Origin of the sequence: Martelella mediterranea, assembly GCF_004342225.1 — a bacterium.
Classification (GTDB): Bacteria; Pseudomonadota; Alphaproteobacteria; order Rhizobiales; family Rhizobiaceae; genus Martelella; species Martelella mediterranea_B.
This window is the reverse complement of the sequence record NZ_SMAR01000008.1, coordinates 18,877-44,707: the sequence shown is the minus strand read 5'-3', so window position 1 is coordinate 44,707 and position 25,831 is coordinate 18,877. Positions and strand designations below refer to the sequence as shown.

General features: G+C 54.1%; 22 protein-coding genes. 12 read left to right on the top strand and 10 right to left on the bottom strand.

The window, feature by feature from the left end; translation table 11 throughout:
- Positions 1 to 37: 37 nt before the first annotated feature.
- On the top strand, positions 38 to 796 hold the full coding sequence (locus tag EDC90_RS07440) for a glycosyltransferase (protein ID WP_132310091.1): 759 nt from the start codon (positions 38 to 40) through the stop codon (positions 794 to 796).
- Positions 797 to 903: 107 nt separating this feature from the next.
- Here the strand turns inward: EDC90_RS07440 and EDC90_RS07435 are convergent, their stop codons facing one another.
- From EDC90_RS07435 to EDC90_RS07410, 6 genes are all read right to left on the bottom strand, one after another.
- Complete coding sequence (locus EDC90_RS07435; RefSeq protein ID WP_132310089.1) at positions 904 to 3,222, bottom strand: sensor domain-containing protein; 2,319 nt, start codon at positions 3,220 to 3,222, stop codon at positions 904 to 906.
- A 587-nt stretch (positions 3,223 to 3,809) separates the two neighbouring features.
- Positions 3,810 to 4,361: an RBBP9/YdeN family alpha/beta hydrolase gene (locus EDC90_RS07430; RefSeq protein ID WP_132310087.1), complete on the bottom strand. Its 552-nt coding sequence runs from the start codon at positions 4,359 to 4,361 to the stop codon at positions 3,810 to 3,812.
- Positions 4,362 to 4,397: 36 nt separating this feature from the next.
- Positions 4,398 to 5,705 carry an adenylosuccinate lyase gene (gene purB / locus EDC90_RS07425; protein ID WP_132310085.1) on the bottom strand — a complete coding sequence of 436 codons (1,308 nt, stop codon included), beginning with the start codon at positions 5,703 to 5,705 and terminating at the stop codon, positions 4,398 to 4,400.
- A 93-nt stretch (positions 5,706 to 5,798) separates the two neighbouring features.
- On the bottom strand, positions 5,799 to 6,521 hold the full coding sequence (locus EDC90_RS07420) for a DUF2259 domain-containing protein (protein ID WP_132310083.1): 723 nt from the start codon (positions 6,519 to 6,521) through the stop codon (positions 5,799 to 5,801).
- A 60-nt stretch (positions 6,522 to 6,581) separates the two neighbouring features.
- Positions 6,582 to 7,247: a ribulose-phosphate 3-epimerase gene (gene rpe, locus EDC90_RS07415; protein ID WP_132310081.1), complete on the bottom strand. Its 666-nt coding sequence runs from the start codon at positions 7,245 to 7,247 to the stop codon at positions 6,582 to 6,584.
- 59 nt (positions 7,248 to 7,306) lie between these two features.
- Positions 7,307 to 8,398 (bottom strand): branched-chain amino acid ABC transporter substrate-binding protein, encoded by a 1,092-nt coding sequence (locus tag EDC90_RS07410; protein ID WP_245510978.1) that lies wholly within the window; start codon positions 8,396 to 8,398, stop codon positions 7,307 to 7,309.
- A gap of 157 nt (positions 8,399 to 8,555) precedes the next feature.
- Here EDC90_RS07410 and EDC90_RS07405 point away from each other — a divergent pair, with 157 nt between their 5' ends.
- A complete protein-coding gene (locus EDC90_RS07405) occupies positions 8,556 to 9,047 on the top strand; it encodes a flavin reductase family protein (protein WP_132310079.1) in 492 nt (163 codons plus the stop codon).
- Positions 9,048 to 9,364: 317 nt separating this feature from the next.
- Here the strand turns inward: EDC90_RS07405 and EDC90_RS07400 are convergent, their stop codons facing one another.
- A complete protein-coding gene (locus tag EDC90_RS07400) occupies positions 9,365 to 10,792 on the bottom strand; it encodes a DEAD/DEAH box helicase (protein WP_132310077.1) in 1,428 nt (475 codons plus the stop codon).
- A gap of 196 nt (positions 10,793 to 10,988) precedes the next feature.
- Positions 10,989 to 11,453: a thioredoxin-dependent thiol peroxidase gene (gene bcp, locus EDC90_RS07395; protein ID WP_132310075.1), complete on the bottom strand. Its 465-nt coding sequence runs from the start codon at positions 11,451 to 11,453 to the stop codon at positions 10,989 to 10,991.
- Positions 11,454 to 11,676: 223 nt separating this feature from the next.
- On the opposite strand from bcp, the gene EDC90_RS07390 reads away from it, so the two are divergent.
- The gene (locus EDC90_RS07390; RefSeq protein ID WP_165972772.1) at positions 11,677 to 15,114 is read left to right on the top strand and encodes a DUF3971 domain-containing protein; all 3,438 of its coding nucleotides are present in this window, start codon (positions 11,677 to 11,679) and stop codon (positions 15,112 to 15,114) included.
- 58 nt (positions 15,115 to 15,172) lie between these two features.
- Here EDC90_RS07390 and tyrS read toward each other — a convergent pair whose 3' ends face one another.
- Positions 15,173 to 16,426: a tyrosine--tRNA ligase gene (tyrS, locus tag EDC90_RS07385; RefSeq protein ID WP_132310071.1), complete on the bottom strand. Its 1,254-nt coding sequence runs from the start codon at positions 16,424 to 16,426 to the stop codon at positions 15,173 to 15,175.
- A gap of 137 nt (positions 16,427 to 16,563) precedes the next feature.
- Between tyrS and EDC90_RS07380 the strand changes: the two genes are divergently transcribed.
- Positions 16,564 to 17,106, top strand: a complete 543-nt coding sequence (locus tag EDC90_RS07380) for a GNAT family N-acetyltransferase (protein ID WP_132310069.1) — start codon at positions 16,564 to 16,566, stop codon at positions 17,104 to 17,106.
- Between the two features lie 54 nt (positions 17,107 to 17,160).
- On the opposite strand, the gene EDC90_RS07375 is transcribed toward EDC90_RS07380, so the two are convergent.
- Positions 17,161 to 17,838 carry an alpha/beta hydrolase gene (locus EDC90_RS07375; RefSeq protein WP_132310067.1) on the bottom strand — a complete coding sequence of 226 codons (678 nt, stop codon included), beginning with the start codon at positions 17,836 to 17,838 and terminating at the stop codon, positions 17,161 to 17,163.
- Between the two features lie 204 nt (positions 17,839 to 18,042).
- Between EDC90_RS07375 and EDC90_RS07370 the strand changes: the two genes are divergently transcribed.
- From EDC90_RS07370 to EDC90_RS07335, 8 genes are all read left to right on the top strand, one after another.
- Entirely contained in the window at positions 18,043 to 19,209 is a 1,167-nt protein-coding gene (locus tag EDC90_RS07370) for a cysteine desulfurase family protein (protein ID WP_132310065.1), read from the top strand.
- Positions 19,210 to 19,347: 138 nt separating this feature from the next.
- Entirely contained in the window at positions 19,348 to 20,832 is a 1,485-nt protein-coding gene (sufB, locus tag EDC90_RS07365) for a Fe-S cluster assembly protein SufB (RefSeq protein WP_132310063.1), read from the top strand.
- 69 nt (positions 20,833 to 20,901) lie between these two features.
- Positions 20,902 to 21,657, top strand: coding sequence for a Fe-S cluster assembly ATPase SufC (gene sufC / locus EDC90_RS07360; protein WP_132310061.1), 756 nt, complete (start codon positions 20,902 to 20,904; stop codon positions 21,655 to 21,657).
- Between the two features lie 18 nt (positions 21,658 to 21,675).
- A complete protein-coding gene (gene sufD / locus EDC90_RS07355; protein ID WP_132310059.1) occupies positions 21,676 to 22,947 on the top strand; it encodes a Fe-S cluster assembly protein SufD in 1,272 nt (423 codons plus the stop codon).
- Complete coding sequence (locus EDC90_RS07350; RefSeq protein WP_132310057.1) at positions 22,940 to 24,193, top strand: cysteine desulfurase; 1,254 nt, start codon at positions 22,940 to 22,942, stop codon at positions 24,191 to 24,193. Before sufD ends, EDC90_RS07350 begins: the two co-directional genes overlap by 8 nt.
- 12 nt (positions 24,194 to 24,205) lie before the next feature.
- Positions 24,206 to 24,586: an SUF system Fe-S cluster assembly protein gene (locus EDC90_RS07345; protein ID WP_132310055.1), complete on the top strand. Its 381-nt coding sequence runs from the start codon at positions 24,206 to 24,208 to the stop codon at positions 24,584 to 24,586.
- Between the two features lie 71 nt (positions 24,587 to 24,657).
- Positions 24,658 to 25,050 carry a Fe-S cluster assembly scaffold SufA gene (gene sufA / locus EDC90_RS07340; RefSeq protein ID WP_132310053.1) on the top strand — a complete coding sequence of 131 codons (393 nt, stop codon included), beginning with the start codon at positions 24,658 to 24,660 and terminating at the stop codon, positions 25,048 to 25,050.
- A 143-nt stretch (positions 25,051 to 25,193) separates the two neighbouring features.
- Positions 25,194 to 25,808 carry a LysE family translocator gene (locus EDC90_RS07335; RefSeq protein WP_132310051.1) on the top strand — a complete coding sequence of 205 codons (615 nt, stop codon included), beginning with the start codon at positions 25,194 to 25,196 and terminating at the stop codon, positions 25,806 to 25,808.
- Positions 25,809 to 25,831: the final 23 nt, after the last annotated feature.

The following is a 25,831-nucleotide window of genomic DNA, read 5'->3' as shown; positions in this document are numbered from 1 at the left end:
CTGAAGTGTCCAGATATCGTTTCCGGCGGGGCCTGTTATGGTTGATATCAATGCGTTCTGGTTTGGTCCCAGGCTTGGTGCCGTGCACGCAGCATGCCTGAAATCTTTTGTCAGGCATGGCTACACTGTGCGGCTTCACGTCTATGAGCCGCCGACTGATCTGCCAGAAGGTGTCGAGCTTTTTGATGCGGAACAGCTCATGAAGCGGTCAGAACTGGTCAGTCATGGCAAAACCGGCAGTTATGCGCTGGCGTCCGATAAGTACCGCTATCGCATTTTACGTGCTGGTCTTGGTATTTATGTCGACGCTGATGTTTATTGTCTCAAACCTTTGCCTGAGCGTAACTATCTGATCGGGTGGGAGAATGACAAGGCTGTGAACGGCGCTGTGCTTGCGGCGCCTTCAGACAGTCGTCTGGTTGCCTATCTCAATGATGTTTTTCTGGACCGCAGTTTTATTCCGCCATGGGAGAGGAAGTCCAGAAGGCACAAGTTGATGCTCAAGAAGGCGATCGGTTTGGCAGCCGATCCAACCTCCATGCCGTGGGGAACGTATGGTCCGGCTCTGATCACACATGCGGTAAAGTCATTTGGGCTTGAAGCTGAGATTTTGCCAATCGATACGTTCTATCCTTTGCACTGCAGCCAGCTTTCGCTTCTCTATGATGCTGATATGACGCTGGCGGATATAACGACGCAAAGAACCTGCGTTGTTCATCTTTACAATTTTCTGCTGCCGGACCGCGCTATACCCGAAACCAGTCCTCTTGGCAGAATGCTCGCCGGGAAAGCGTAGTCTCTGGCCGCACGACAGTTTCTTATTAGGGATGATCTTCCGGGGTGAGAGCCGCTTCGGTTAGGATGGAATGAGAGCAATACGGCTTAAACATCTGAAGCTCGTAATTAGCGCGACTGACCGTCTTCGAGAGGTGTTAAAAGCCTCTCGATTTGGTCTGCAGGCACCGGCCTTCCAAGCCCGAACCCCTGCAGCACGTCGCAGCCGAGGCTTGTCAGAAGTTCGATTTGCTCCTTCGTTTCAACGCCTTCGGCAACGACGCGTATGTTCAGTGCCTTGCCGATATCGATAATGGATTTAATGATTGTGCGTTGCTCGCGCGAATGGGTGAGGGGCACCACCAGTTCTCGGGCGATTTTCAGCGCCTGCGGGGCGAGATGAAGCAGACTGGTAATGGATGTGTAGCCTGTCCCGAAATCATCAATCTCGATCTCGATTCCGAGCTTGCGTATTTCGCGCAGATTATACGCACTGATATCGTCCTGACGATCCAGAAAGATCGACTCCAGGAGTTCAAAGCTCAATGTCCGACCGGTGATGTCCAGCTTCTGAAGCGAGGTGACGAGCCCAGGGTCACTCAATCTGCGTGGAGAGATGTTGAGCGAAATGCGCGGTGTATCAAAGCCCTGAGCCTTCCAGCGGGCGCTATCCTGTAGCGCCTTTTCCATAATCGCTTTGTCGATCTGGTTCATCAGGTTCAGACTGTCCGCCAGAGGAATGAATTTTGCTGGCTCGACAATGCTGCCGTCGTGCTTCTTCCAGCGCGCAAGAGCTTCAAGGCCGCAAAGCCGGAGGGTCTTGGCATCAAACTGGGGTTGATAGTAGGGAACGAACGCGCCCTTTTCTATCGCTTCAATCAGGTTTTCCGGAGTGACCTGTGCCATGTTCCCCGATCTGCCTTTGTCGGGTTTGAACAGAGCGATACGGTTTGGTCCTTCTGATTTGGCGCGTCTGAGTGCAGAACCTGCATCCTGGAGGAGCGAACCTGCCCGCTCGGTATCTGAGTCTTGTGTGGTTGCGATGCCGATACTTGCCGTCGCTTTCAGTCTTTTTCCTCCCACCTGGATGGGTTTTGAAAGCTCCAGAAGTATGCGTTCTGCTGATTGCAGCAGGCTTTTTCGGCTACTATCCATGTTTGAGATCATGACGAATTCATCGCCGCTGATTCTGGCGAGGAAATCATTATGACGACTCATGTTCAGCAGCGTGTTAGCCACATGCTTAAGCAGTTTATCGCCAGCTTCATGGCCATAAGTCGCGTTTATTGAGCGAAAATTGTCGATATCGAATTGAAGCAGCGCAATCCTGGTTTCGTCACGCTTCGCAATATCGAGGCGTCTGGAAAGCTCTTCATCAAGGAAGCTTCTGTTGGGTAGGCCTGTCAGATAATCGTGATGAACCGCACGTTCTATATCCGACTTCGCGCGATCAAGCTCAAAGTTTCGCGCTTCTGCAACCTGTTTTGCGGTTAACAGCTCCTGTCGCATCCGCGTTTCTTCCGTTACATCCCAGTTGGTGCCGATGTAGGTCTCCACCCCCTCATCCGTCCTGAACATCGCCACGCGATGCTGGACATGGCGCAGCTCGCCGTCATTTTCCCGGTAGATGCGGAACCGGTCGGTAATTGCAGGGCCATCCACCGTGAGTTTTTGGGCCCGTCGCATCACATTGGCGAGATCATCTGGATGGACACGGGCTACAAAGCGGCTGGCAGGGACTTTGTCTTTTGCGTCTTCAAAGCCGTAAATCTCCGCCATCCGGGCGTCGATAGAGACTTCATTCGTCACAAGATTACGTTCAAAAACACCGATCTGCGACGTTTCAACTGCCAGCTCGAGTCGTCGGCGTGTGCGGGCCAGCAGAAGTTCACTCGTCTTTCTGTCGCTAATATCTCTGTCAGTGCCGACAATTCGTGAGGGTTTGCCATCTTCGAAAAACTCTACGGCGTCACCGCGACACTCGATCCAGATCCAGTGTCCAGCGGCATGTCTCTCTCGATATTCGAAGTTCATGTAATCAGGATTACCATCGCGTTGCTGTGCAATTGCCTGGCGGACAAAATCGCGGTCCTGTGGATGCAAATTTTGCAGCCATTCCTCCTCGGTGGAAAAGTCAAGTGGTTCATCGGGGACTAATCCGCGCATGATCCGCCAGGTTCTGGAATAGAACTTCTCTCCAGTACCATAGTTATGGTCCCATACGCCGAGACCTGAGCTAACCAGTGCATAGTTCCAGCGGCGTGCCCTGCTGGCTTCTGTATCGTGCTGCTTTTTCTGTCGTTCGATATCGACAAGGTGCAGAAGAACGGACGTTGTCTCGCCCTTATCGTCCGACAGCTCTGATATCGTTATCAGACACCAGTGCCAGTCGGCCTCTTTGCCGCATGTGATCCGGACCTCAGCTTGGGCGCTTGGTCCGGAATGCAACGAGGCCGATCCGAATAGGTTTTTGAGAAGTTTTCGATCGTCGGGATGAATGAGTTCTAGAAAGTCCGATTCGTCTGGCAGAGAACGCGTGCAAAAGTGTCTGAAGGACTGGTTCGCCGCCGTGATCGTCCAACGCGTCCGGTCGAGCAACACAAAGGCAACCGGCGAAGTCTCAGGGTCATCAGCGGTTGGTTTTACGCTATTTAACAACAGATCTAACGTCGATGCGCCTTCCACAAGCCATCCTTATATGCGAAGCAAATATTCTACGGTTGCGCTATGCAGAACCTCGTCAACTTAAATGCGCAGCTTGTAAGTGTTGTTCCCGATTCCTCCATTTGGGGATGATTGCGCCTTCTGAATTCAGATCAAAATTGAATATTGCGAATTCCCCATACGTCATAGTGGGATCGTTCGGCATGACATGTCAATCAAATGTGGAAGTACCTTCCGCAAAAATGCGGTAACAGGATCCGCACTCGCGGCTCCTGAACACGTGAGATCGGTTATATTCTGCGGGGATGCGTGCACCTTCTGGCAGTGTTTACCAAGTTTTCTCTTTAAAGGTGCTTCAAATCGATTCTTCGCTATTTGATGCGCGATAGAAAGCGTCCGAACATCAGCGTTCCTTCAGGCCAGGGGCCAAATCCAGCTTTGTCGTCAATATGCCCGGCTTCACCAATGTTGAAGAACTGTGATCCCCATGCATTGGCAATATCACCAGCGTGGTCAACGCTGCCAAACGGATCGTTACTGCTTGCAATCAGAATGGATGGAAAGGGAAGGGGGTCGCGCGGGTACGGGCCGAATGTCATAAGATGTTTCGGCCGGATCTTAGGATTGTCGACCTCGGGTGGTGCGACGAGAAACGCACCGGCAACGGGTTTATCAAAATGCGGTAGCGCATGGATGAGAGCCGGTACACCAAGTGAATGAGCAACCAGAACGACAGGTCTGGTTGTTTCATTCACATGGGTCGTCAGACGGGCGACCCAATCGTCACGTTCCGGCTTCTCCCAGGACTTCTGTTCAACACGCCGTGCAGATGCCAGATTTCTCTCCCAGCGGGACTGCCAGTGGTTTCGCCCGGAATTCTTGAAACCGGGAACGATGAGGATATCTGCTTCGGACGCTTTCATGGCTGCGCTTCAGGTTCTTCGTGTCTTTTGAATGGTTCAGGCTTCGCCGAAAACGCGCTGGAAAATCGTATCCGCGTGCTTGGTGTGGTAGCCGAGATCGAATTTCTCGCGTATCTGCTCTTCGCTGAGTGCCTTGCGGACATCCTCGTCGGCAAGAAGCTCTTCGAGAAAGTCCTTCTGTTCTTCCCAGACCTTCATCGCGTTGCGCTGTACCAGGCGGTAAGCATCTTCACGCGAAACACCAGCCTGAGTCAGTGCCAGCAGAACGCGCTGCGAGTGCACAAGGCCACGGAATTTGTGCAGGTTGTTCAGCATATGCTCGGGATAAACGACAAGTTTGTCGATGACGCCGGTCAGGCGGCCCAGCGCGAAATCAAGCGTGACTGTGGCGTCCGGTCCAATCATGCGCTCGACCGAGGAATGGGAAATATCACGCTCATGCCAGAGCGCCACATTCTCCATGGCTGGCATGGCATAGCCGCGAACCATACGCGCCAGTCCAGTGAGGTTTTCCGTCAACACCGGATTGCGCTTATGTGGCATGGCAGAAGAACCCTTCTGACCCGGTGAGAAGTATTCTTCCGCTTCCAGAACCTCTGTGCGTTGAAGATGCCGTATTTCGACCGACAGCCTCTCAACGGAGGAAGCGATCACACCCAGCGTTGCAAAGAACATAGCGTGGCGGTCACGGGGAATAACCTGGGTGGACACAGGTTCTGCCTTCAGACCCATGGCAGCAGCAACATGCTCTTCGACGCGCGGATCAATGTTGGCAAAAGTGCCGACGGCGCCGGAAATTGCGCATGTGGCAATTTCTTCGCGCGCTGCAACGAGGCGTTCGCGGCAACGCGAAAACTCGGCATAAGCCTGAGCCAGCTTGATCCCGAATGTGGTTGGCTCGGCATGAATGCCATGCGAACGGCCAATCGTGATCGTGTCCTTGTGTTCGAATGCCCTGCGTTTCAAAGCGGCCAGAAGCTGATCCAAGTCATCCAGAAGGATGTCGCTGGCGCGGGTCAATTGAACGTTGAAGCAGGTGTCAAGCACGTCCGAGGAGGTCATGCCCTGATGAACGAAGCGGGCGTCAGGACCGACGATTTCAGCCAGATGGGTCAGAAATGCGATGACGTCGTGTTTGGTGACCGCTTCGATTTCGTCGATCCGGGCGACATCAAACTCTGCGGCACTCCCCTTTTCCCAGATGGTTTTCGCTGCGCTTTCCGGAATGACACCAATTTCCGCCAGCGCGTTGCAGGCATGTGCTTCGATCTCGAACCAGATACGGAACTTTGTTTCCGGGCTCCAGATGGCAGTCATTTGCGGGCGGGAATAGCGCGGGATCATAAGGGTCGTCCTTCAAGCTGATGTTGAAAAAGCGCTTAGCAAAGTCCGCTGCGGAAAACAATCTTTGCAGCTGGATCGTGTCTTTCCGGATAGTTATGGAGTGAAGGGCAGGGCGATCCAGCGACCGTCGCTCCCTTCAAAGCCATGGGAAAGAACTGTTATCAACGCCACATGGAGCGTTTCATTTTCAGCACTTCGATAGGTCATCACGCCGCCAAGGCGGTAACCGGTCGGGCAATTGCGGCTTGTCGGAATGCGGTTGTCTTCATGCAGAAGCTGCACATCCCCCTCACCTTGGGTCAGGCTGAGCCGGAAGCCTCTGGCATCCGGTGTCACAGCAGCGCATGCTGAAGTCGGGTCAAGCGCGAAGTCTTCAAGTAAGAGCGTGTATTCATCCGCAAGGTTTGGGTGCGCGCGATATGTGGTCTCGTCCGGGTTGGCGCTCATCTCGGTCACCGGGCTGAAAGCGGCCAGCGTGCCGGGATGGTTCAGCAGACGGTATTCCTGAATGCGATCCAATGCTTCACTGACGGCCTGAGCGCGAACGTCGCTGATCGTTGCGTTCTCATCTTCAATGCGCGCGCGGATCGGCGTTCCTTCAAGGAAAGCGTCACGCTCAGTGTCAAGGAAGTATATATTCGAATACGGGAAGCCGGAACCGTCTTCGATTCCGAATTCCTCAAACCCAAATACATCACCGCTCTCTGAAAAACCGAGCGGTGTGAAAGTCGCGAAATCACCCGCAACTGATGGTGTCGCCATAAAGGCGACCATCGCCGGGAAAATGGCTGCAATTGTATTGCGGGCAAAATGCATGGGGTCTCTCCTCCGGTGACTTCAGCTTGTCAGTCCGCCAGGGCGGATGCCGGACACGCTTTATTTGCTGGCATCGCGCAAGGCTTTGATTGATGGCGCGTAGCTACCGTTTTCTGCACGGCCAAAGATTGCTGAGCCAGCCACCAATGCATTGGCGCCAGCCTCGGTCACGGCACCAACCGTATCAGGTGCGATGCCGCCATCGACTTCAAGCTCAATCGGACGGTCGCCAATCAGCGCATTGGCCTGACGGATTTTTTCCAGCGTTGCCGGAATGAATTTCTGTCCGCCAAAGCCAGGATTGACCGTCATGATCAGGATCAGGTCGAGATCATCAATCACATGTTCAATCATGGAAACCGGCGTTGCCGGGTTCAGTGCAACACCGGCTTTCTTGCCCAGGTTGCGGATGTTTTGCAGTGAGCGGTGCAGATGCGGCCCGGCTTCTTCATGCACGGTGATGTAGTCGCATCCGGCTTCAGCAAAGGCCGGGATGAACGGATCGGCCGGCTCAATCATGAGGTGGCAGTCGAAAATCGCGTCGGTGTACTTGCGCAGCGATTTCACCACCGCGGGGCCAAATGTGATGTTGGGTACGAAGTGGCCATCCATGATGTCGAGATGGATCCAGTCTGCTCCGTCGGCAACGACGGATCTGACTTCTGGTCCCAGGTTCGAAAAGTCAGCTGACAAGATGGAAGGCGCGATGCGCAGGGGTCTTTTCAATGCTCTGTTCCTTGAGTCTCATTCGGGCGCTGCCTTGTAAGCACAGAAAGCCACATATTTCATTCGTCTGTGTCAAAGATGGGGACAAACTGGCCGTTCTGCCATGACAGCAGCATCAACGGATTATCTGAAAGTTCATGTTCAGGCGTGAAGGATACCGGCCCCAAGGGCGTATCAAAGTGTCGGGTCTGTAGTATTTTCTCGATATCAGTTTCTTCGCTATCAGCGGCGTTCAGCGCCTGAGTGGCGACCAGAACCGCCGCAGCGCCGGGAACAACGTAACCTTCGGCATTAATCCCGGCTTGTTGTGCATCTTCGCTGATCTCAGCTGCCGGGGGCAGGGTGGCGAATTCCGGCAGTGCGGCAGCCAATATGCCGTTTTCAAGTTTTACAGGTTCATCTGGCGCTCTGAGGGAATCACCTCCAAGAATCGTCAGACTTGCGCCGGATTGTGCTGCATCGCGTGCAATGATGGCCGTATCGTTGCGCGTACCGCCAATCAGTATATGGGTGGCGCCTGCCTGTTCCAGTCGACGGACAAGAGCGGCCTGCTGCTCCTGCGCAGGGCGAAATGTGTCAACGATCACCGGTTTTAGCCCGCGTTCCTCGATCCGGTTTCTGACGGCGTTGATAAGTTCACGGAAGTAGATGGTGCCATCATCAAGAAGGGCAACGGGCTTGTCAGCCCATTGCGACATGATGATTTCCGTCAGTTCGTCCGCTTCATCCTTCTGGCTTGGTGCCATGCGGTAGAGTGGCCATCCTGCCTTTAATGCTTCTTCCATCAGTGGTGTTGAGCGGACCGAAACGGTAATCGCCGGGATGCCAGCATCCTTCAGTATGGGAAGGGCGCTGCGCAGGGTTGCCGAACACATGAAACCAATTGCGATTTCAGCGCCGGCGGCAATCAGCTGGTCTGCGACGGCCACGCCACTGCCTTCTTCGCAGCTCTCATCGATGACCGTTACAACGGCGCCGGAATGACTGGCCTGCAACTGAGCACCCTCGGCGAGCTGCTTGCCCAGAATGCTGTAGTCGCCGCTGAGTGGGGTCACCAGCCCTATTGTTCCGCCGTCTACGGCATAGGCATGTCCGGCAAGCAGCATGGCTGTCAGAAAAAGGGTAAAGCGGGCGCGGAATGATCTCTTCATGGTCGGTCTTGGTGCTCATTCTTGGCTCTTGCCTCAGTCATACCCCTTGCCACCAGTGGGGGCAACGCCATAAGTACAGCTTCAGTATCCTGATTTACGGTTCCTGCAGATCCTGAACGCGGGATGCCGCACCAAATCCACGCTCGAGGGGGCCTTTATGCACGACGACTATCCACTGCCCGAGATTTATCGTGAGGCAATGGCGCGCTTTGCCGGGCATGTACAGATCGTGACGACATCGGATGGGGTCAGCCGTCGGGGGATTACGGCGACGGCTTGTTGTTCGATCTCGGATACGCCACCCACCGTGCTGGCCTGCGTGAACCGGCAGAAAGAGCGTAACCACCTGTTTAAAAGCAGTGGTAATTTCGCCATCAATTCACTTGCGGCGAAGCATCAGCCACTGGCTGACGCGTTCGCTGGGCGAGGGGAGCTCTCAGCTGAGGAACGCTTTGCCCGTGGCAGCTGGAGCACTGGTGCAAGTGGTGCGCCGGTTCTGGACGATGCGCTGGTCAGTTTTGACTGCCGCCTTGTCGATGCCAAGGTTGTCGCAACGCACTGGATTCTGATCGGTGAAGTGATCGCGGTGCGTATGGGCGATGACGAAGGAGCGCTCGTTTATTATTCGCGCGGCTATCGTAATCTTTGAGCCGACAAGCGCTTCGCATTTACATGTGAATAATTTTCAGTCTTGACTAAAAAAGCATCATCGGTTTAGATCGAAGCCATACTCAGTTTATTCTTTGTGGTTTTTATCAATCATTTTCAGAGTAGATTTTGTTCAGAATTGGCTTCATTCTTTTGAAACAAAAAAGCACGTTTTCGATTTGAGCCGCTTCTGCCTCCGCGCAGGGCGGCTCTTTCACTTTGCGCTGCATTCGGCATAGAAAAAGCCGCAGAAAAGTTCCTGCGGCCTTGATCGTTTATCGTCTTCATGAAGGAAACAAGCGCGGTTTTGGGCTCGCTTCAGCCTTTGGCGGCAACCAGCATAAAGGCTGGGATGTCGTCTCCGAAACCGACCGGCGTCGGCTCGTCATCGCGATCCTTGCGGCGCGAACGGCGGCGATCATCATTGGCCGGTTTGCTCTTCGTGTTCTGTCCGGAAGATGTGGCGGGCTGCTCAGCTGGCTTTTCGAGCTTTGCATTGTCCGGAGCTGCCTCGGCTTTCTTGGTGGTGCCGGAAGCTTTGCTGCCTGCACTACGTCCGCGGCGACCACGGCCGGAGGATTTTTCCTCAGTTTCTTCTTCCGCACCGAGCGAAGACAGGTCGCCATCCAGCCAATCAATCTTCCTGTCAATCAGCTTTTCAATGGCGTCGAGATGCTTCGTATCCTTCGGCGTGACCAGTGTGTAGGCCTTGCCCTTGCGTCCTGCGCGGCCTGTCCGGCCAATACGGTGGACATAGTCTTCAGCATGAATTGGTACGTCGAAATTGAAGACATGGCTGACATCGGGAATATCGAGGCCACGCGCTGCAACATCGGAAGCAACCAGAATTGGCAGTTTTCCGTCTCTGAAATTCTGCAGAATGGTCGTACGGGAATGCTGATCCATATCGCCATGAAGCGCACCTGCGGCATATTCGTGGCGCTGGAGAGAGCGTAGCAGGTCCGCGACAGACTTTTTCCGATTGCAGAAGACAATCGCATTTTTCAGTTCATTTTTCTCGCTGTCGATGACTTTACGCAGGGCTGCGCGCTTTTCGTAATCCTTCGACTTTGTCGCGATCAGCTTTTGCTCAACAGTCAACGCCGTCGAAGATGGCGGAGCGACTTCAATGCGTTCGGGGTTCTGCAGAAAACGATCAGCCAGTTTCTGAATTTCCGGCGGCATGGTTGCAGAGAAGAAAAGGGTCTGGCGTGTAAACGGAATCAGCTTTGCAATGCGCTCAATGTCAGGGATAAAGCCCATATCGAGCATGCGATCTGCTTCATCAATGACGAAGATTTCGACGCCGGTCATCAAGAGCTTGCCGCGTTCTGAGTGATCCAGCAGGCGTCCGGGTGTGCAGATCAGAACATCAGCGCCGCGTTCAAGCTTGCGATCCTGTTCCTCGAAGGAAACGCCGCCGATCAGAAGTGCGACGTTCAGCTTGTGATTGACGCCGTACTTTTCAAAGTTCTCTGCAACCTGCGTCGCCAGCTCGCGTGTTGGTTCCAGGATCAGGGTACGCGGCATTCTGGCTCGTGCCCGTCCGCGCTCCAGCAGCGTGAGCATGGGCAGAACAAACGATGCTGTTTTGCCAGTGCCGGTCTGCGCAATACCGCACACATCACGTCTGTTCAGTGCGTGCGGAATCGCACCAGCCTGAATGGGAGTTGGTTCGCTATATCCGGCTTCGGTAACAGCGGTGAGTACTTTGGCACTAAGCCCAAGATCTGAAAATGAGGTCAAAGGGAAACGTGTTCCGTTTTGCTTGTTGAAACAAACCGACGGTTAACGCGCCGTCTTCGCTTTTTACACGGGGCGGAATAGTCTTAAAAACAAGCAGAGTCAAGGAAACCGCAACCGCCTGACTTAAGCGCTTGCGGATTTACGCATGTAATCGGGAAATCGTGGCCGGAGTTAGGCCGGGTGACGCTGGAACCGCTCAGCCTTTTACAGATTCCAGAACCGCCGAAGCATGACCTGCTGCCTTAACTTTACGCCAGACGTTGAGGATTTTCCCATCCTCATCGATCAGGAACGTCGAGCGTTCGATCCCCATATAGGTCTTGCCGTACATGCTCTTTTCTTTCCAGACGCCATAGGCTTCGGCGATAACGTGATCCTCATCCGCGCCCAGATGAATATTCAGGTCGTGCTTTTCCTGAAACTTCACATGACTTTTGACTGAATCCGGCGATATGCCGATGATCAGGGTGTTTTCCTTCTCGAAGGCCTCAGCCAGAGATGTAAATTCAATGGCCTCGATCGTGCAGCCTTTGGTGTTGTCTTTCGGGTAGAAGTACAAAACCAGCTTCTTGCCGTGAGCGTCGGCCAGCGAAAATGTTTCTCCACTGCCAAGGGGAAGCGTAAAATCTGGTGCAAGGTCACCTGCGGTCAACTCACTCATGTCAATCTCTCATTCATACTGGGTTCAAATCAGATGTACCACAATCGGCATACGTTTCAGAACTTGAAACGGATTTTCATATTCTGCGCCGATTTGACAATCTCGTGAGTGTTTGATGCTTGAAAGCAGGTGCGGGATCATGCTGATTAGGTTGCAGAGCAACTGTTGAGGATTCGGATCGAATGCGGCCACTGCTGCTAACTTTGCTGGCGGAATGTTTGTCTTGAGCAGGAAGCGCCGGAATGATCCCTATATCAGAGGCGAGAAGACGCATTTCTCGCGGCGTGAGTGGGAAGCGCTGCACGCGCTTCCTTCAGCGCAGGCGCATGAGCCGACCATTGTGCACTGCAAGCCGCGCAGAACACTGGTGCATGCCTGCGCCCGTATGGCTGTTCTCATCAGTTTACTTGTTGCGATATTGCTCGCTCTTGCAGTCTATATCATCGAAAGCGGATCTTTGGACCGCTTTCTCTCCGCAGAAGCCAATCAACAGATCCGCAACGCGATGCCTGATGGATATCACGCACGGATTGCATCAACAAAGCTTCGTCTTGGCAGCGGTCTCAATCTTCAGCTCAAGATCGACGGCGTTGAAATGCTGGGCTCTGAGAATGTTCCTCTGGCCGCGATCGGTGAAATGGCATTTTCACTCGATCCATGGAGGCTGATGCTTGGTCAGGTTTCGATCAACTCCGTTTCTGCCAGCGATATCAACTTCAATTCTGCTGCACTGCCTTCGACGGGCACATTTCGGCTGACCGAGCATCGGGTTGACACTCTGCCCCTGCTTGTCGAACAGATCTTTGATCGCACCGACTTTGCGCGCGGGATACTGACAGCAGCTGATACCCGCATAATCAAGCTGAGTAATATTGCTTTTCCTGTGGGGAGTGCTTCTCCGGGGCAGACCGTCGCGGTCAGCGTACAGTCTGCGACCTTCTCTCTCTTGAGCGATGGTGTGATGCGGGCCGATGGTGAAATTCTGCTCGACGATGAGACGATGCGATTTTCTGCTGAAGCGCTTGCAAAAGACGGGCGGACCGGAAGCCTTCAGGCAGAGGTTCGTAATCTCGATTTAACGCCCTTCCTTTTGCGCGGTGATGATGCTGGCAAGCCTGTTCTGGGGCTTGAAGGCGCCGCTGATGTTGCCTTGTCGCTGGAACGGGCCGATTCCGAGAGTGACCCTGAGGCCTATGCCGAAGTGGCTATCGGTCAGGGGCGCTTTGTTGCCGATACGATCGCCCGTGATTTTGAGAATGCCAGCCTCAATCTGACTTACGACACGACCAAAAACTCAATCGAGCTATCTGACTCATCTATTGATTTTGATGGCAGCGTCTTTCCTTTCAGTGGCGGTATTATCGATCTGGACAGGATCGATAATAATCCTGAACCTGGTTATGGACTTGATTTCCTTGTCAGCGGCGGCCGTTTCAAGTCACGTGAGCCCGGAATGCCACCGCTGATCTTCGACGCGAAGTTTTCCGGAGAATATCACGGTGAAACGCCCAAGCTGTTACTCGATAATATTGCAGTCAGCAGCCCGCAGGGGGTTATGGCAGGGTCCTTCAAGGCCGTGTTTGGTGATGCCAGCCCGGAACTGAGCTTTGGCGCGCGCATTGAGCACATGGATACGGAGGCTGTTAAGCAGCTCTGGCCTTTCTGGATTGCGCGCAAGCCGCGTGAGTGGGTCAGCCGGAATCTTCATGGTGGTCGTGTTGCAAGTGCGGATCTGGCTGTATTTATCCCTGAAGGCCGGATGGAGGGCGTCGGGGTTCCCCTGGAACTCGATGACAGTGAGCTTCGGCTGAAGCTGAACATTGAAGATACACGGATCACTCTGAACAATACATTTCCGGACGTGATGGAGAGTGATGCCCGCGTTTCGATTACCGGGTCACGGGTCGACGTCGAGATCGACGATGGCAGGCTTTCGGTTGATAAGGGCCGCTCGGTAGACCTCGATAGTGGCACGTTCACAATTGCTGACGCGTATGAAAAGCCGCTGACGGGTCAGGTCGATGTCAATTTGTCCGGGGCCGTTGAAAACCTGATCCGGCTTGCCGCTGCGCCGCCTATCAACGCGCTGAACAATACAGATTTTGCGGTTGACGATTTTTCCGGGCGCGCTGTCGTCAATGTTAAGTCGAATTTCATGCTCGAGACGGATTCCTCAACTCTGCCGGCGAACTGGGCGGTGTCGGCTGATATAGAGGATGTTGCTCTTTCGAAGCCTATTCGCGGCTACACTGTTGGCGGATTGACCGGCGTGATGCGTGCGCAGCCATCGCAGATCGCATTTGATGGCAGCGGGTCTGTGAGCGGCATGCCGGTGGATATAAACTGGCGCGAGCCTTTGGGGAGCGCCGAGAGCGATAGCGGCAGCCTCACATTGACCGGTGATATCAGTGAGGCGCAGCGCAAGTCGCTTCTGCCCGGTCTTGGGCAGTATGTCGGCGGGCCTGTCTCTCTGACACTGGATAGTGCCGGGGATGATAGTCGGGTCGCGCTGGATCTGACGCGCACGGTTTTGAGTATGCCCCCGCTTGGTTGGAAAAAAGCGTCTGGCGTTCCTGCTACTCTGACTTTCAACCTCGGGCAGAATGGTGATCACACGGTCATCGAGAATCTTGTGTTCAATGGGGCCGGTTTTAGTGCGACAGGATTGCTGAACCTCGACAAGGATGGTCTGGATTCCGCGACGCTGACCAATGTGGCACTCAGTGAAGGTGACAATCTCAATCTTGCCGTAAGCCGAACGCAGGGCGGTTATGATGTGACTGTCACAGGCAAGCAGTTTTTGGCGCAGAACCTTCTCACCAGACTGACCGGTGAAATGTCGGGTGCGACAGACGGGACTGGTGGTACTTCGGATAATTCAGGCCTGGTCGATCTCAGTTACGATATCGGTCGTGTGATTGGCATGAACAACAGGCCGATGTCCCATGTGAACGGCGATATGCTGCTGAATAATGGTAAGATTCAAACCGCGACATTTGATGCTTTTACCGCTACAGGACAGCCCCTTTCCGCATTTTTGAAGGGCAACAGTGGTTCGAAAAACATTCAGCTTAATACGTCGGGAACCGGTGAACTTTTGCGTTTTCTCGGTATCTATCAGAAGATGACCGGAGGCACGCTGAATGTGAATATGAGCGAAACCGCAGCGGGCTGGCAGGGCATTGCCAATCTCAATACATTCTGGATCGTCCGCGACGAGCAGCTGAAGCGGATGCTTTCCGCACCCACCGGCCGTGATGGCAAGAGCCTGAATGCGACCTACCGCAATCAGATTAATCAGACTGACCAGCGGTTTCAGAAGGCCCAGGCGGCGTTTGATATTTCCAACGGTGTCTTCCGTGTGACAGATGCCTTTGTGCGGGGAGATCAGGTTGGTGCGACGTTCAAGGGGATTGTGCGCGATGCTGCCGGTAATATCGATATCACCGGAACATTCATGCCTGCCTATTCGCTGAACCGGATTTTTGCAGAAATTCCACTTCTTGGTCCGATTCTCGGAAATGGTCAGGATAAGGGACTTTTCGGTATTACGTTCCGTCTGACAGGCAAAACGGCAAAGCCGGAGCTGATCATCAATCCACTCTCGGCCATCGCGCCCGGCGTATTTCGTCGGATCTTTGAATTCCAGCAAAATGACTGACATGAAAAAGGCGGGCCACTTGACCCGCCTTTTGAAGTTATCGCCTGCGCTGAGAGGCTCAGACCGGCTTCACGAGAATATGCTTCTTTTTTCCAAGCGATAGCTTGATGACGCCATCACCGGTGACCTCACCCGTTCCGACATTCAGACGCTCGTCGGAGACGGCCTTGTCGTTGAGCCTTACCGCGCCGCCTTTGATGTGGCGACGGGCTTCACCGTTTGAAGCTGCAAGCCCCGAACGAACCAGAAGCGTCAGCACGCCAATTCCAGCCTGCAGTTCTGCAGCCGGAATTTCGATCGTGGGAAGGTTTTCCGCCACAGCCCCTTCTTCAAAGGTCTTTCTCGCGGTTTCTGCTGCCTCTTCAGCGGCTGCACGGCCATGCAGCATCGCTGTGACCTCGGTCGCCAGGATTTTCTTTACGTCATTGATTTCGGCGCCGCCGAGAGCCGAAAGACGGGCGATTTCATCCATGGGGAGTGTGGTGTAAAGCTTCAGGAACCGTGAAACATCCGCATCTTCGGTGTTGCGCCAGAACTGCCAGAAGTCATAGGCCGAAAGCATATCCGGATTTAGCCAGATCGCACCATTGGCGGACTTGCCCATTTTGGCGCCCGATGCCGTGGTCAGCAATGGCGCGGTCAGTGCATAAAGCTGCGGCGTATCCATCCGGTGACCAAGGTCGATGCCGTTGACGATATTGCCCCACTGATCGGACCCACCCATCTGCAGCCGGCAATCGTAATTGCGGCAGATCTCGACGAAGTCATAAGCCTGCAGGATCATGTAGTTGAATTCGAGGAAGGACAGCGACTGCTCGCGGTCCAGGCGTGTCTTGACGCTGTCGAAGGACAGCATGCGATTGACCGAAAAATGACGGCCGACATCACGCAGGAACTCGAGATAGTTGATATCGCGAAGCCATTCAGCATTGTTGATCATCAGCGCGGGAGTGTCAGCACGGTCATAGTCGATATAGTTGGCAAAGCAGCGCTGGATCGAAGCAATATTGTTTTCGATCATATCGACGGTCATCAGTTTGCGTGCCTCATCCTTGAAGGACGGATCGCCAACCATGCCGGTGCCGCCGCCCATCAGGGAAATAGGGCGATGACCGGTCTTCTGAAACCAATGCAGCATCATGATCTGAATGAGCGATCCGGCATGCAGGCTGGGTGCAGTCGGATCGAAGCCGATATAGGCCGTGACCTGCTCCTTGACCAGAAGGTCATCGAGGCCGGTTTCATCGGAAATCTGATGAATGAAGCCGCGCTCGGAAAGTGTGTGCAGGAATTCGGATTTGAATTTCGACATAGCCTTATCTTTTCGTCTGCGATCCTGAATTTGATATAACGCGCGGGCTTTAGCACGGTTTTTCAGGAATGTGCACCTGTTTTGGTTGGCCATGCCGGGCTAAATCAGGTGGTGTCCATAACTGCAGGTGTATTTGTATGGCTTTTCCAATTCCTGAAACCGTCGTGACCGAAAGCGCGCGGCTTTCGTTTTCTGTTTTCAAACCGGAGGATGCGGTTGCGCTTTCCATCCTTCATTCCGATCCGGAAGGCGAACGTTATCTTTTTCGCGATGGTATGCTGTGGAGCCCGGACTATGCGGCCGGCGAAATCACCAAATGGCGTAAGACATTTGCCGAAAGAGGTTACAGCAAGTTCAAGCTGATCCGGAAATCAGATGGTGCTTTTATCGGTCGGGCTGGTTTCGGTTTCGATGAAACCCATGATGTCGCTGAACTTGGATATTCCATCGCACGCGCTGAGTGGGGAAAGGGGTACGCGACGGAAGCGGCCGCACACCTTGCGCGCTGGTTTTTCGAGACGGAGCTTGCAAGCCGTTTTATCGCCTTCGCAGTGCCTGAAAATCAGGCCTCGGTCGCGGTTCTGCGGAAAATTGGTATGCGTGAGATCGCTCCGCTTTCCGTCAAGGGGATTGTCTGCACCGCTTTCGAGCTGACCAATGCTGTTCAGCGCCTCAAGTGAAAAAGCAAACGGCCGGGAAAGGCCCGGCCGCTGAGAATGCATGCGTATCTTAGTTTACCTGATCCGCTTCGGCGCCGGTTCAGGCACCAGTTCGCCATCCATGCGGCGGTCAAGGTAGTCTTCGCATTCGGCCAGAAGCTCATCATTCTTGCCGGAGAAGAAGTGGTTGGCGCCGGGCACAACAGTCTGTGTGATCAGAATGCCCTTCTGCGTTTTCAGCTTTTCGACCAGACCGTTAACATCGCGCTGCGGAGCAACCTTGTCGGCGTCGCCGTGGATAATCAGCCCTGAAGACGGGCAGGGGGCGAGGAACGAGAAATCGTAAATATTCGGCTGCGGTGCAATCGACATGAAACCTTCGATCTCGGGTCGGCGCATGAGAAGCTGCATACCGATCCATGAGCCGAAGGAATACCCGGCAACCCAGCAGTTTTTCGAATCAGGGTGCAGGCTCTGCACCCAGTCGAGGGCTGCAGCTGCGTCGGAAAGCTCGCCTGCACCATGGTCGAATTCACCCTGACTGCGACCGATTCCCCTGAAATTGAAGCGCAGCGTGGTGAAGCCACGACGCTGAAACATGTAGAAGAGCTCATAAACGATCGGATTGTTCATCGTACCGCCGAAACGCGGGTGCGGATGCAGTATGATGGCAATCGGTGCGTTTTTCTCCTTGGATGGCTGATAGCGGCCTTCCAGGCGACCGGCCGGTCCATTGAAAATCACTTCGGGCATTGGCTCTCCGGAAAATTCGGTTCAAACATCCTAGAGACCTTGTTTCAGCAGAGATGACTTGACTAAATATGTCATCTTTTCTAAAACCAGTTTAGAATTGTTCGAAAAAAGATATTCGTTTCTGCGGTTCAAATAGGACAAGCGGGTAACGAATTTCAAGGAAAATGCGTAACGGAACCGTTTGGCAACGCAAATAAGGGCGATATGAGCGTCAATCGTATCTATCTCGACTGGAATGCGACCGCGAAGCTTCTGCCGGAAGCGCGTAAGGCCGTGCTGGATGGTCTTGATCTTATCGGCAATGCATCGTCGGTTCATCGCGAAGGACGCGCCGCGCGGGCACGCATTGAGGCCGCTCGCCGTGAAGTTGGTGCGATGGTGGGAGCTGAGCCGCAGCATATCATTTTCTTTTCCGGTGCCACTGAAGCCGCCAACTACATTCTTACTCCTGATTTTCGCATGGGACGCAGCGCCATCTCGCTTGGCGCACTTTATGTTTCCGGTATCGAACACCCGGCTGTTCATGAAGGTGGGCGTTTCCCTGCTGAAATGACGACTGAGATCGGGATTTCACGGGACGGTCTTGTTGACCTGGCGGATCTTGAGGCGAAGCTTGCAGCCCATGACCCATCAGCAGGGCTGCCGATGGTTGCGATCATGCTGGTCAATAATGAAACCGGCATTATTCAGCCGGTGGAGGCCGCGGCAAAGATTGTTCATGCGCATGGCGGCTTGCTTGTCGTTGATGCCGTTCAGGCCGCAGGGCGTATTCCGGTTGATATCGAGGCGCTGGGAGCTGATTTCCTGATTCTCTCTTCTCACAAGATTGGCGGGCCGAAAGGCGTTGGTGCGCTTGTTTCGCGCGGTGAAACGCTGATGCCTGCACCGCTTGTTCGTGGCGGTGGACAGGAAAAGGGACATCATTCGGGCACTGAAAACCTGCCAGGTATTCTGGGGTTCGGTGCGGCTGCGAAATCTGCATCGTTAGAAATTGAAACACGGAATGCGAGGATCGAAGCGCTGCGTGACAGGCTTGAACGCGGTATGCGCGATGCTGCAGCCGATGTTGAGATCTATGGTCAGGGTCTCAGGCGCGTTGCCAATACCTGTTTTTTTACGCTGCCGGGCATGAAGGCAGAAACCGGGCAGATTGCCTTTGATCTGGAAGGTGTTTCGCTTTCAGCCGGTTCGGCCTGTTCGTCCGGTAAAGTCGGGGAAAGTCATGTCCTAAAGGCGATGGGGCGCGATCCCGATATCGGGGCGCTGCGGATCTCGCTGGGATGGGAGACAAATGACGATGATGTGAGCCAGGCGATTGATGCGTTTGCGAAAATTGCCGGTCGCAGGAAGTTAGACGGGCAGGCGGCCTGAGCTAAAAACTTGCGAAAAGTCAATTTGAATGCGGGAAATGGGGTGAAACCCTCTCCCGGTTTGATTACATAAAGCGTTATATATCGCTTTTACACGAGAAGCCGCCGGACCTTGAATCCGGTAGAATTGGAGTGAAATATGGCTGCCGTGCAGGAAACTGTCGATCAGGTCGCTAAGATCGATGTTGATCAGTACAAATATGGTTTCGAAACGATGGTGGAAGTGGACAAGGCCCCCAAAGGTCTGTCCGAAGACATCATCCGTTTCATTTCGCACAAAAAACAGGAGCCGGACTGGATGCTCGAATGGCGTCTGGCCGCTTATCGGCGCTGGCTGACCATGGAAGAACCGAGCTGGGCGCGCGTTGACTATCCGAAGATCGACTTCAACGATCTTTATTATTATGCAGCGCCAAAATCGGTCAGTGGCCCCAAAACGCTGGATGAGGTCGATCCGGAGCTTCTTGCGACCTATGAAAAGCTCGGGATTCCGCTTCAGGAACAGGAGATCCTGGCAGGTGTTGAAGAAAAACAGCACCAGTCGAGCCGGGTGGCCGTTGATGCCGTCTTTGACTCTGTTTCCGTTGTGACCACGTTTAAAAAGGAACTGGCCAAGGCCGGCGTGATTTTCATGTCGATCTCGGAAGCCATGCGTGAATATCCGGAGCTGGTGCAGAAATATCTGGGGTCTGTCGTTCCGCAGGGCGATAACTTCTACGCAGCCCTCAACTCGGCGGTCTTTACCGATGGTTCCTTCGTGTTCGTTCCGAAGGGCGTTCGCTGCCCAATGGAGCTTTCGACCTATTTCCGCATCAACGAGAAGAATACCGGCCAGTTCGAGCGCACGCTGATCATTGCCGAAGAGGGCGCTTACGTGTCCTATCTGGAAGGCTGCACAGCGCCGCAACGTGATGAAAACCAGCTTCATGCCGCAGTCGTCGAGCTGATTGCGCTGGATGATGCCGAGATCAAGTATTCCACAGTTCAAAACTGGTTTCCGGGCGACAAGGAAGGCAAGGGCGGCATTTACAACTTCGTCACCAAGCGTGGCGATTGCCGGGGTGACAATTCCAAGATTTCCTGGACACAGGTTGAAACGGGGTCGGCTATCACCTGGAAGTATCCGTCCTGCATTCTGCGTGGCGACAATTCGCGCGGTGAATTCTATTCAATCGCCGTTTCGAATGGGCATCAGCAGATCGATAGTGGCACCAAGATGATCCACCTCGGCAAGAACACGTCGAGCCGTATCATTTCCAAGGGCATTTCGGCCGGTGTTTCCAACAATACCTATCGCGGTCAGGTTTCAGCCCATCGCAAGGCAGAAAACGCACGAAACTTTACGCAGTGCGACAGTCTTCTGATTGGCGATAAATGCGGTGCGCACACTGTGCCTTATATCGAGGCTGGCAATGCCTCGGCCCGTTTTGAGCATGAGGCGACCACGTCGAAGATTTCCGAGGATCAGCTGTTCTACTGCATGCAGCGTGGCATTCCGGAGGAAGAGGCGATTGCATTGATCGTTAATGGTTTTGTCCGCGAAGTCATTCAGGAGCTGCCGATGGAATTCGCCGTCGAAGCACAAAAGCTGATTGGTATTTCGCTGGAAGGCTCGGTCGGCTGATCGCCGGTCGTTTTTGCTTACATATTCAAGCGCTTGGAGCGCTACCTTATTCCTTGAAGGAAACACACAATGCTTGAAATCAAGAACCTGCACGCACGCATTGCCGAGGACGGCACGGAAATCATCAAGGGCCTCAACCTGACCATTCAGGACGGTGAAGTGGCAGCGATCATGGGGCCGAATGGCTCCGGCAAGTCGACACTCTCGTATATCCTTGCCGGTCGCGAAGATTATGAAGTGACCGAAGGTGAGGTGCTTTATAACGGCGAGAACATTCTGGAACTCGACGCAGCAGAGCGCGCCGCCAAGGGCCTGTTCCTGGCGTTTCAGTATCCTGTTGAGATTCCCGGTGTCGCCACCATGCAGTTTCTCAAAGTGGCGATCAACGAGCAGCGCAAGGCGCGTGGAGAAGACGAGCTTTCGACACCGGACTTTATCCGCAAGGTCAAGGAAGGCGCTGCCGAACTTCAGATCGATTTTGAAATGCTGAAGCGGCCGCTTAACGTCGGCTTTTCCGGCGGTGAAAAGAAGCGCGCGGAAATTCTGCAGATGGCGCTGCTTGAACCCAAGCTTTGCGTTATGGACGAGACCGATTCCGGACTTGATATTGATGCGCTGAAAATCGTTGCCGATGGCGTGAATGCGCTGCGCTCGCCGGAACGGTCGGTCATGGTCATTACCCATTACCAGCGCCTTCTCGATTACATTGTGCCGGATACCGTTCACGTTCTTTACAAGGGCAAGATCATCAAGACCGGCGGCAAGGAACTTGCGCACGAACTCGAAGCCAATGGTTACGCCGATATCATCGGCGAAGCAGCCTGAAGGCCGGGAGGTTAAATAATGAATGCGCAAAACCAGATTACGCTGACATCAGCGGAAGAGCAGTTGCTGGCCTCATTTGGCCGCAGCTTTGGTTCACTGCCGGGTGATGCATCGGTCACAACGATGCGCGATAAGCTCGCCGGTGAAATCAAGAAAGCAGGATTGCCAACGCGGCGCGTCGAAGCCTGGCATTATACCGACCTCAGAAACCTTCTGAAGGCGGTGCCGGAAGAAGCCGGTGAGGCGGTTAATCCGATCGCGGCTTTGTTTGCCGATACCAGTCTTTTGCCGCTCATTCAGGGCAAGGCATCAGCATCGCTCTCGGTCGATGGTGTTACCGTGTCAACCTTTGCCGAAGCGCTCGGCGGTGGCGATGGAGGTGAGCTGATTGCCGTTTCCCGTGACGACGATGCGATCGGCCGCATCAACGGTGCGATGGTCGCTGACGGCTATGTGATCAATATCGACGCGGGAACAGAACTTCAGCGCCCGCTGGAACTTCAGGCTGCGCACAGCGGTGGTCAGGTGCATGCGCGCCACGCCATTTCCTTTGGTGACGGTACAAGCGGCACATTTGTCGAGCGTCATGTCGCGCCGACAGATGCAGCCGCTCTCGTCAGTAATGTTACCTCGCTTACGCTTGGTAAGGACGCTGAGGTGACCTATGTGATCATGCAGGATCAGGGCGCTTCTGACAGCCATCTCGGAAAACTGAAGATCTCGCTTTCCGAGAATGCGAAGCTTAAGCTGCTGATCGTAAACACCGGCGGCAAGCTGGTGCGTCACGAAATCGAGTGTGAGGTTGAAGGCGAAGGTGCAGATCTGATGCTGCGTGGCGTCAATCTCCTGGGTGGGGATACGCATACCGACATCACCTTCAACCTGGGCCATAATGTTGCCAACACGACATCGACTGAAACCATTCGCAATGTAGTCTTTGATAAGGCACGCGGCGTGTTTCAGGGACTCATCCGCGTTGCGCCCGATGCGCAGAAGGTCGATGCCAAAATGGCCTGCAACACACTTCTGATGACCGATCACGGCAGCTTTTCGTCCAAGCCGGAACTGGAGATCTTCGCGGATGATGTACAGTGCGGTCACGGCGCGACAGTGACCGACATCGATCCAAACCATCTTTATTACATGATGGCCCGTGGTATTCCGCGCAAAGTTGCCAGTGGTCTGCTGATCAATGCCTTCGCCGCGGAAGTGGTGGAAGAGTTTGAAGACGAGCAGCTGACAGAGGCCGTCGAATCTGTGATTACAGAATGGCTGGACCGTCATGACTGAACAGGCATCCACCCAGAAAAACGCTGGCTATGATGTGGAATCTGTGCGGCGGGATTTCCCGATCCTGTCGCGCACGGTGCACGATGGAAAGCCACTCGTCTATCTGGATAATGGTGCTTCTGCGCAGAAGCCACAGGTGGTGATTGACACGATCAGCAACGCATATGCCCATGAATATGCCAATGTACATCGTGGCCTTCATTTTTTGTCCAATGCTGCTACCGATGCTTATGAAGCCGCGCGGGAAAAGGTACGCTCATTTCTGAACGCCGGTTCTGTGAATGAGATTGTTTTTACGCGCAACACGACTGAGGCGATCAACACGGTCGCCTATGGCTGGGCGATGGAGCATCTGAAGGAAGGCGATGAGATCGTTCTTTCGATCATGGAGCATCATTCGAATATCGTGCCCTGGCATTTTCTGCGCGAACGCATGGGTGTGAAAATCGTCTGGGCGCCGGTCGATGATGATGGTGTCTTTCACATGGACGCATTTGAAAGCTGCCTGACAGAGCGTACGAAGCTTGTTGCGATGACACAGATGTCCAATGCGCTCGGAACTGTTGTCGACGTCAAAGAGGTCACGCGAATTGCGCATGAGCGTGGTGTTCCGGTGCTGGTGGATGGCTCGCAAGGCGCGGTTCATATGCCGGTCGATGTTCAGGATATCGGCTGCGACTGGTATGTGATGACCGGCCATAAGCTTTACGGACCGTCTGGCATTGGCGTGCTCTATGGGCAGTATGACCGGCTAAAGGAGATGCGTCCTTTCCAGGGCGGCGGCGAGATGATTGCCGATGTCTTTGAAGATCGCGTTGACTATGCTGAGCCGCCGCACCGTTTCGAGGCGGGAACACCACCGATTGTTCAGGCTATTGGATTGGGCGCTGCCCTTGACTATATGCAAGGAATAGGTCGTGCGGCGATTGCTGCACATGAGGCTGATCTGACGGCTTATGCAAGAGAAACGCTGGGGCAGATAAATGCCCTTCGGATTATTGGCGATGCGCCGGGCAAGGGTGGCATTTTTTCCTTCGTTATCGAAGGTGTACATGCCCACGATATTTCGACCCTGATTGACCGGCGTGGTGTTGCCGTCAGAGCAGGTACGCATTGTGCCCAGCCATTGTTGACCCGGTTTGGCGTAACGTCGACCTGCCGGGCGTCGTTCGGCATGTATAATACACGTCAGGAAGTGGACGCGCTGGCAGAAGCCCTGGATTTTGCGCGGTCCTTCTTTGCCTGAGGGAGATATGTGATGAGTGTTGAAGAAACGGAAAATCAAGCTGCCAATGCTCCGGCAGAAAGCGGCTCGGCTATTCCGCCGGAAGAGCTGGCAAGGCTGTCCGATGATATCGTTTCGGCGCTGAAAACCGTTTATGATCCGGAAATACCGGCAGACATTTTCGAACTCGGCCTGATTTACAAGATCGATATCGACGATAACCGGTTTGTGAAGATCGACATGACGCTGACAGCACCGGGCTGCCCGGTGGCCGGTGAAATGCCGATCTGGGTTGAAAATGCGGTCAGCATGGTTGAAGGCGTGTCCGGTGCGGAAGCCATCATGACTTTTGATCCGCCATGGACGCCGGACCGGATGTCGGAAGAAGCAAAGATCGCTGTCGGCTGGTATTGACCGGTCCGGTTGCCGATGCTGCAATGAACCTCAACCCTGAGCCTTGAACTCAGGTGGCAAGGAGACATCAAATGGGCTTTCAAGTCATTACACTTACAGATGCAGCGGCCAGCCGCATCAACGAAATTGTTGCAAACAAGGGAGAGGACGCCCTAGGCATTCGCGTTTCGATCAAAAAAGGTGGCTGTGCTGGCATGGAATATGCCGTAGACCTCGTGACCAGCGAAAATGCGAACGACAAGGACGACTTCGTCGAGCATGCCGGTGCGAAAGTCTGGGTTGATCCGGCCGCAGCCCTTTATCTTCTCGGCACGCAAATGGATTTTGAAGTCACCAAGCTTCGAACCGGATTCGTGTTCAATAATCCCAACGAGTCCTCGGCTTGCGGTTGTGGGGAGTCGGTTGAACTTAAGGCGGCAGACCTCGCCGAACTGGCCAGAGCGCGGGAAGCCGCCGCGCACTGATTGTTATACATTTCGAGTTTTTGTGGGGCCGTGCTTGAAAGCGCGGCCTTTCTGTTTGCCCGGTGCTTTCATGCGAAAACACCTTCATCTCAGGCATGAACTGATTTATGGCCTATTTTGCGAGATAGGAAGGATCACGGATCATGCTGGAACTATTGCTTAAGAGTGTGCTTGTCGGCATGGCGATTGCTGCACCTGTCGGGCCGATTGGCGCTCTTTGCATCAATCGTTCTTTGACGCGCGGCTTCGTTTCCGGTGTGGCAGGTGGTCTTGGAACGGCTCTGGCTGATGCGTCTTATGGCGCGCTGGCGGCACTCGGCTTCGCTGCCTTTTCAGCTGCTCTTGCGAAAATTTCAACGCCGCTGGCCTTGTTTGGTGGTGCCTTCCTGATTTTTCTGGGGTGGCGCGAGATGCGCAAGACCGGAGCTGCGTCCGTGCAGGAAACTGCGGGCAGGGGGGACCTCATCCGTACTTTGCTGACCACCTATGTGCTGACCATCACCAACCCTGCGACGATCCTCTCATTTGTGGCGATTTTTGCCGGCTTCGGGCTTGCTGATGCCAGTGGCAATCAGGCGCTTGTTGTGGTGGTTCTCGGCGTTTTTGCAGGCTCCCTGCTGTGGTGGGTTTTCTTGAGTGGGTTGGTTGCCATTATCCGCCATAGATTGCCGGTAGAATTTGCCCATTGGGTGGCGCGCATTTCCGGAGGCATTTTGATCGGTTTCGGGCTGGTTGCTGTTTCGTCGGCATTTGCCTGAGTAAAGAAAAGCCCCGGTCAAAT

Coding starts and splice junctions, on each gene's coding strand:
- EDC90_RS07440 (WP_132310091.1), top strand. CDS start 38: ATGGTTGATATCAATGCGTTCTGGTTTGGTCCCAGGCTTGGTGCCGTG.
- EDC90_RS07430 (WP_132310087.1), bottom strand. CDS start 4,361: ATGAAAGCGTCCGAAGCAGATATCCTCATCGTTCCCGGTTTCAAGAAT.
- purB (WP_132310085.1), bottom strand. CDS start 5,705: ATGATCCCGCGCTATTCCCGCCCGCAAATGACTGCCATCTGGAGCCCG.
- EDC90_RS07420 (WP_132310083.1), bottom strand. CDS start 6,521: ATGCATTTTGCCCGCAATACAATTGCAGCCATTTTCCCGGCGATGGTC.
- EDC90_RS07410 (WP_245510978.1), bottom strand. CDS start 8,398: ATGAAGAGATCATTCCGCGCCCGCTTTACCCTTTTTCTGACAGCCATG.
- EDC90_RS07405 (WP_132310079.1), top strand. CDS start 8,556: ATGCACGACGACTATCCACTGCCCGAGATTTATCGTGAGGCAATGGCG.
- bcp (WP_132310075.1), bottom strand. CDS start 11,453: ATGAGTGAGTTGACCGCAGGTGACCTTGCACCAGATTTTACGCTTCCC.
- tyrS (WP_132310071.1), bottom strand. CDS start 16,426: ATGTCGAAATTCAAATCCGAATTCCTGCACACACTTTCCGAGCGCGGC.
- EDC90_RS07380 (WP_132310069.1), top strand. CDS start 16,564: ATGGCTTTTCCAATTCCTGAAACCGTCGTGACCGAAAGCGCGCGGCTT.
- EDC90_RS07375 (WP_132310067.1), bottom strand. CDS start 17,838: ATGCCCGAAGTGATTTTCAATGGACCGGCCGGTCGCCTGGAAGGCCGC.
- EDC90_RS07370 (WP_132310065.1), top strand. CDS start 18,043: ATGAGCGTCAATCGTATCTATCTCGACTGGAATGCGACCGCGAAGCTT.
- sufB (WP_132310063.1), top strand. CDS start 19,348: ATGGCTGCCGTGCAGGAAACTGTCGATCAGGTCGCTAAGATCGATGTT.
- sufC (WP_132310061.1), top strand. CDS start 20,902: ATGCTTGAAATCAAGAACCTGCACGCACGCATTGCCGAGGACGGCACG.
- sufD (WP_132310059.1), top strand. CDS start 21,676: ATGAATGCGCAAAACCAGATTACGCTGACATCAGCGGAAGAGCAGTTG.
- EDC90_RS07350 (WP_132310057.1), top strand. CDS start 22,940: ATGACTGAACAGGCATCCACCCAGAAAAACGCTGGCTATGATGTGGAA.
- EDC90_RS07345 (WP_132310055.1), top strand. CDS start 24,206: ATGAGTGTTGAAGAAACGGAAAATCAAGCTGCCAATGCTCCGGCAGAA.
- sufA (WP_132310053.1), top strand. CDS start 24,658: ATGGGCTTTCAAGTCATTACACTTACAGATGCAGCGGCCAGCCGCATC.
- EDC90_RS07335 (WP_132310051.1), top strand. CDS start 25,194: ATGCTGGAACTATTGCTTAAGAGTGTGCTTGTCGGCATGGCGATTGCT.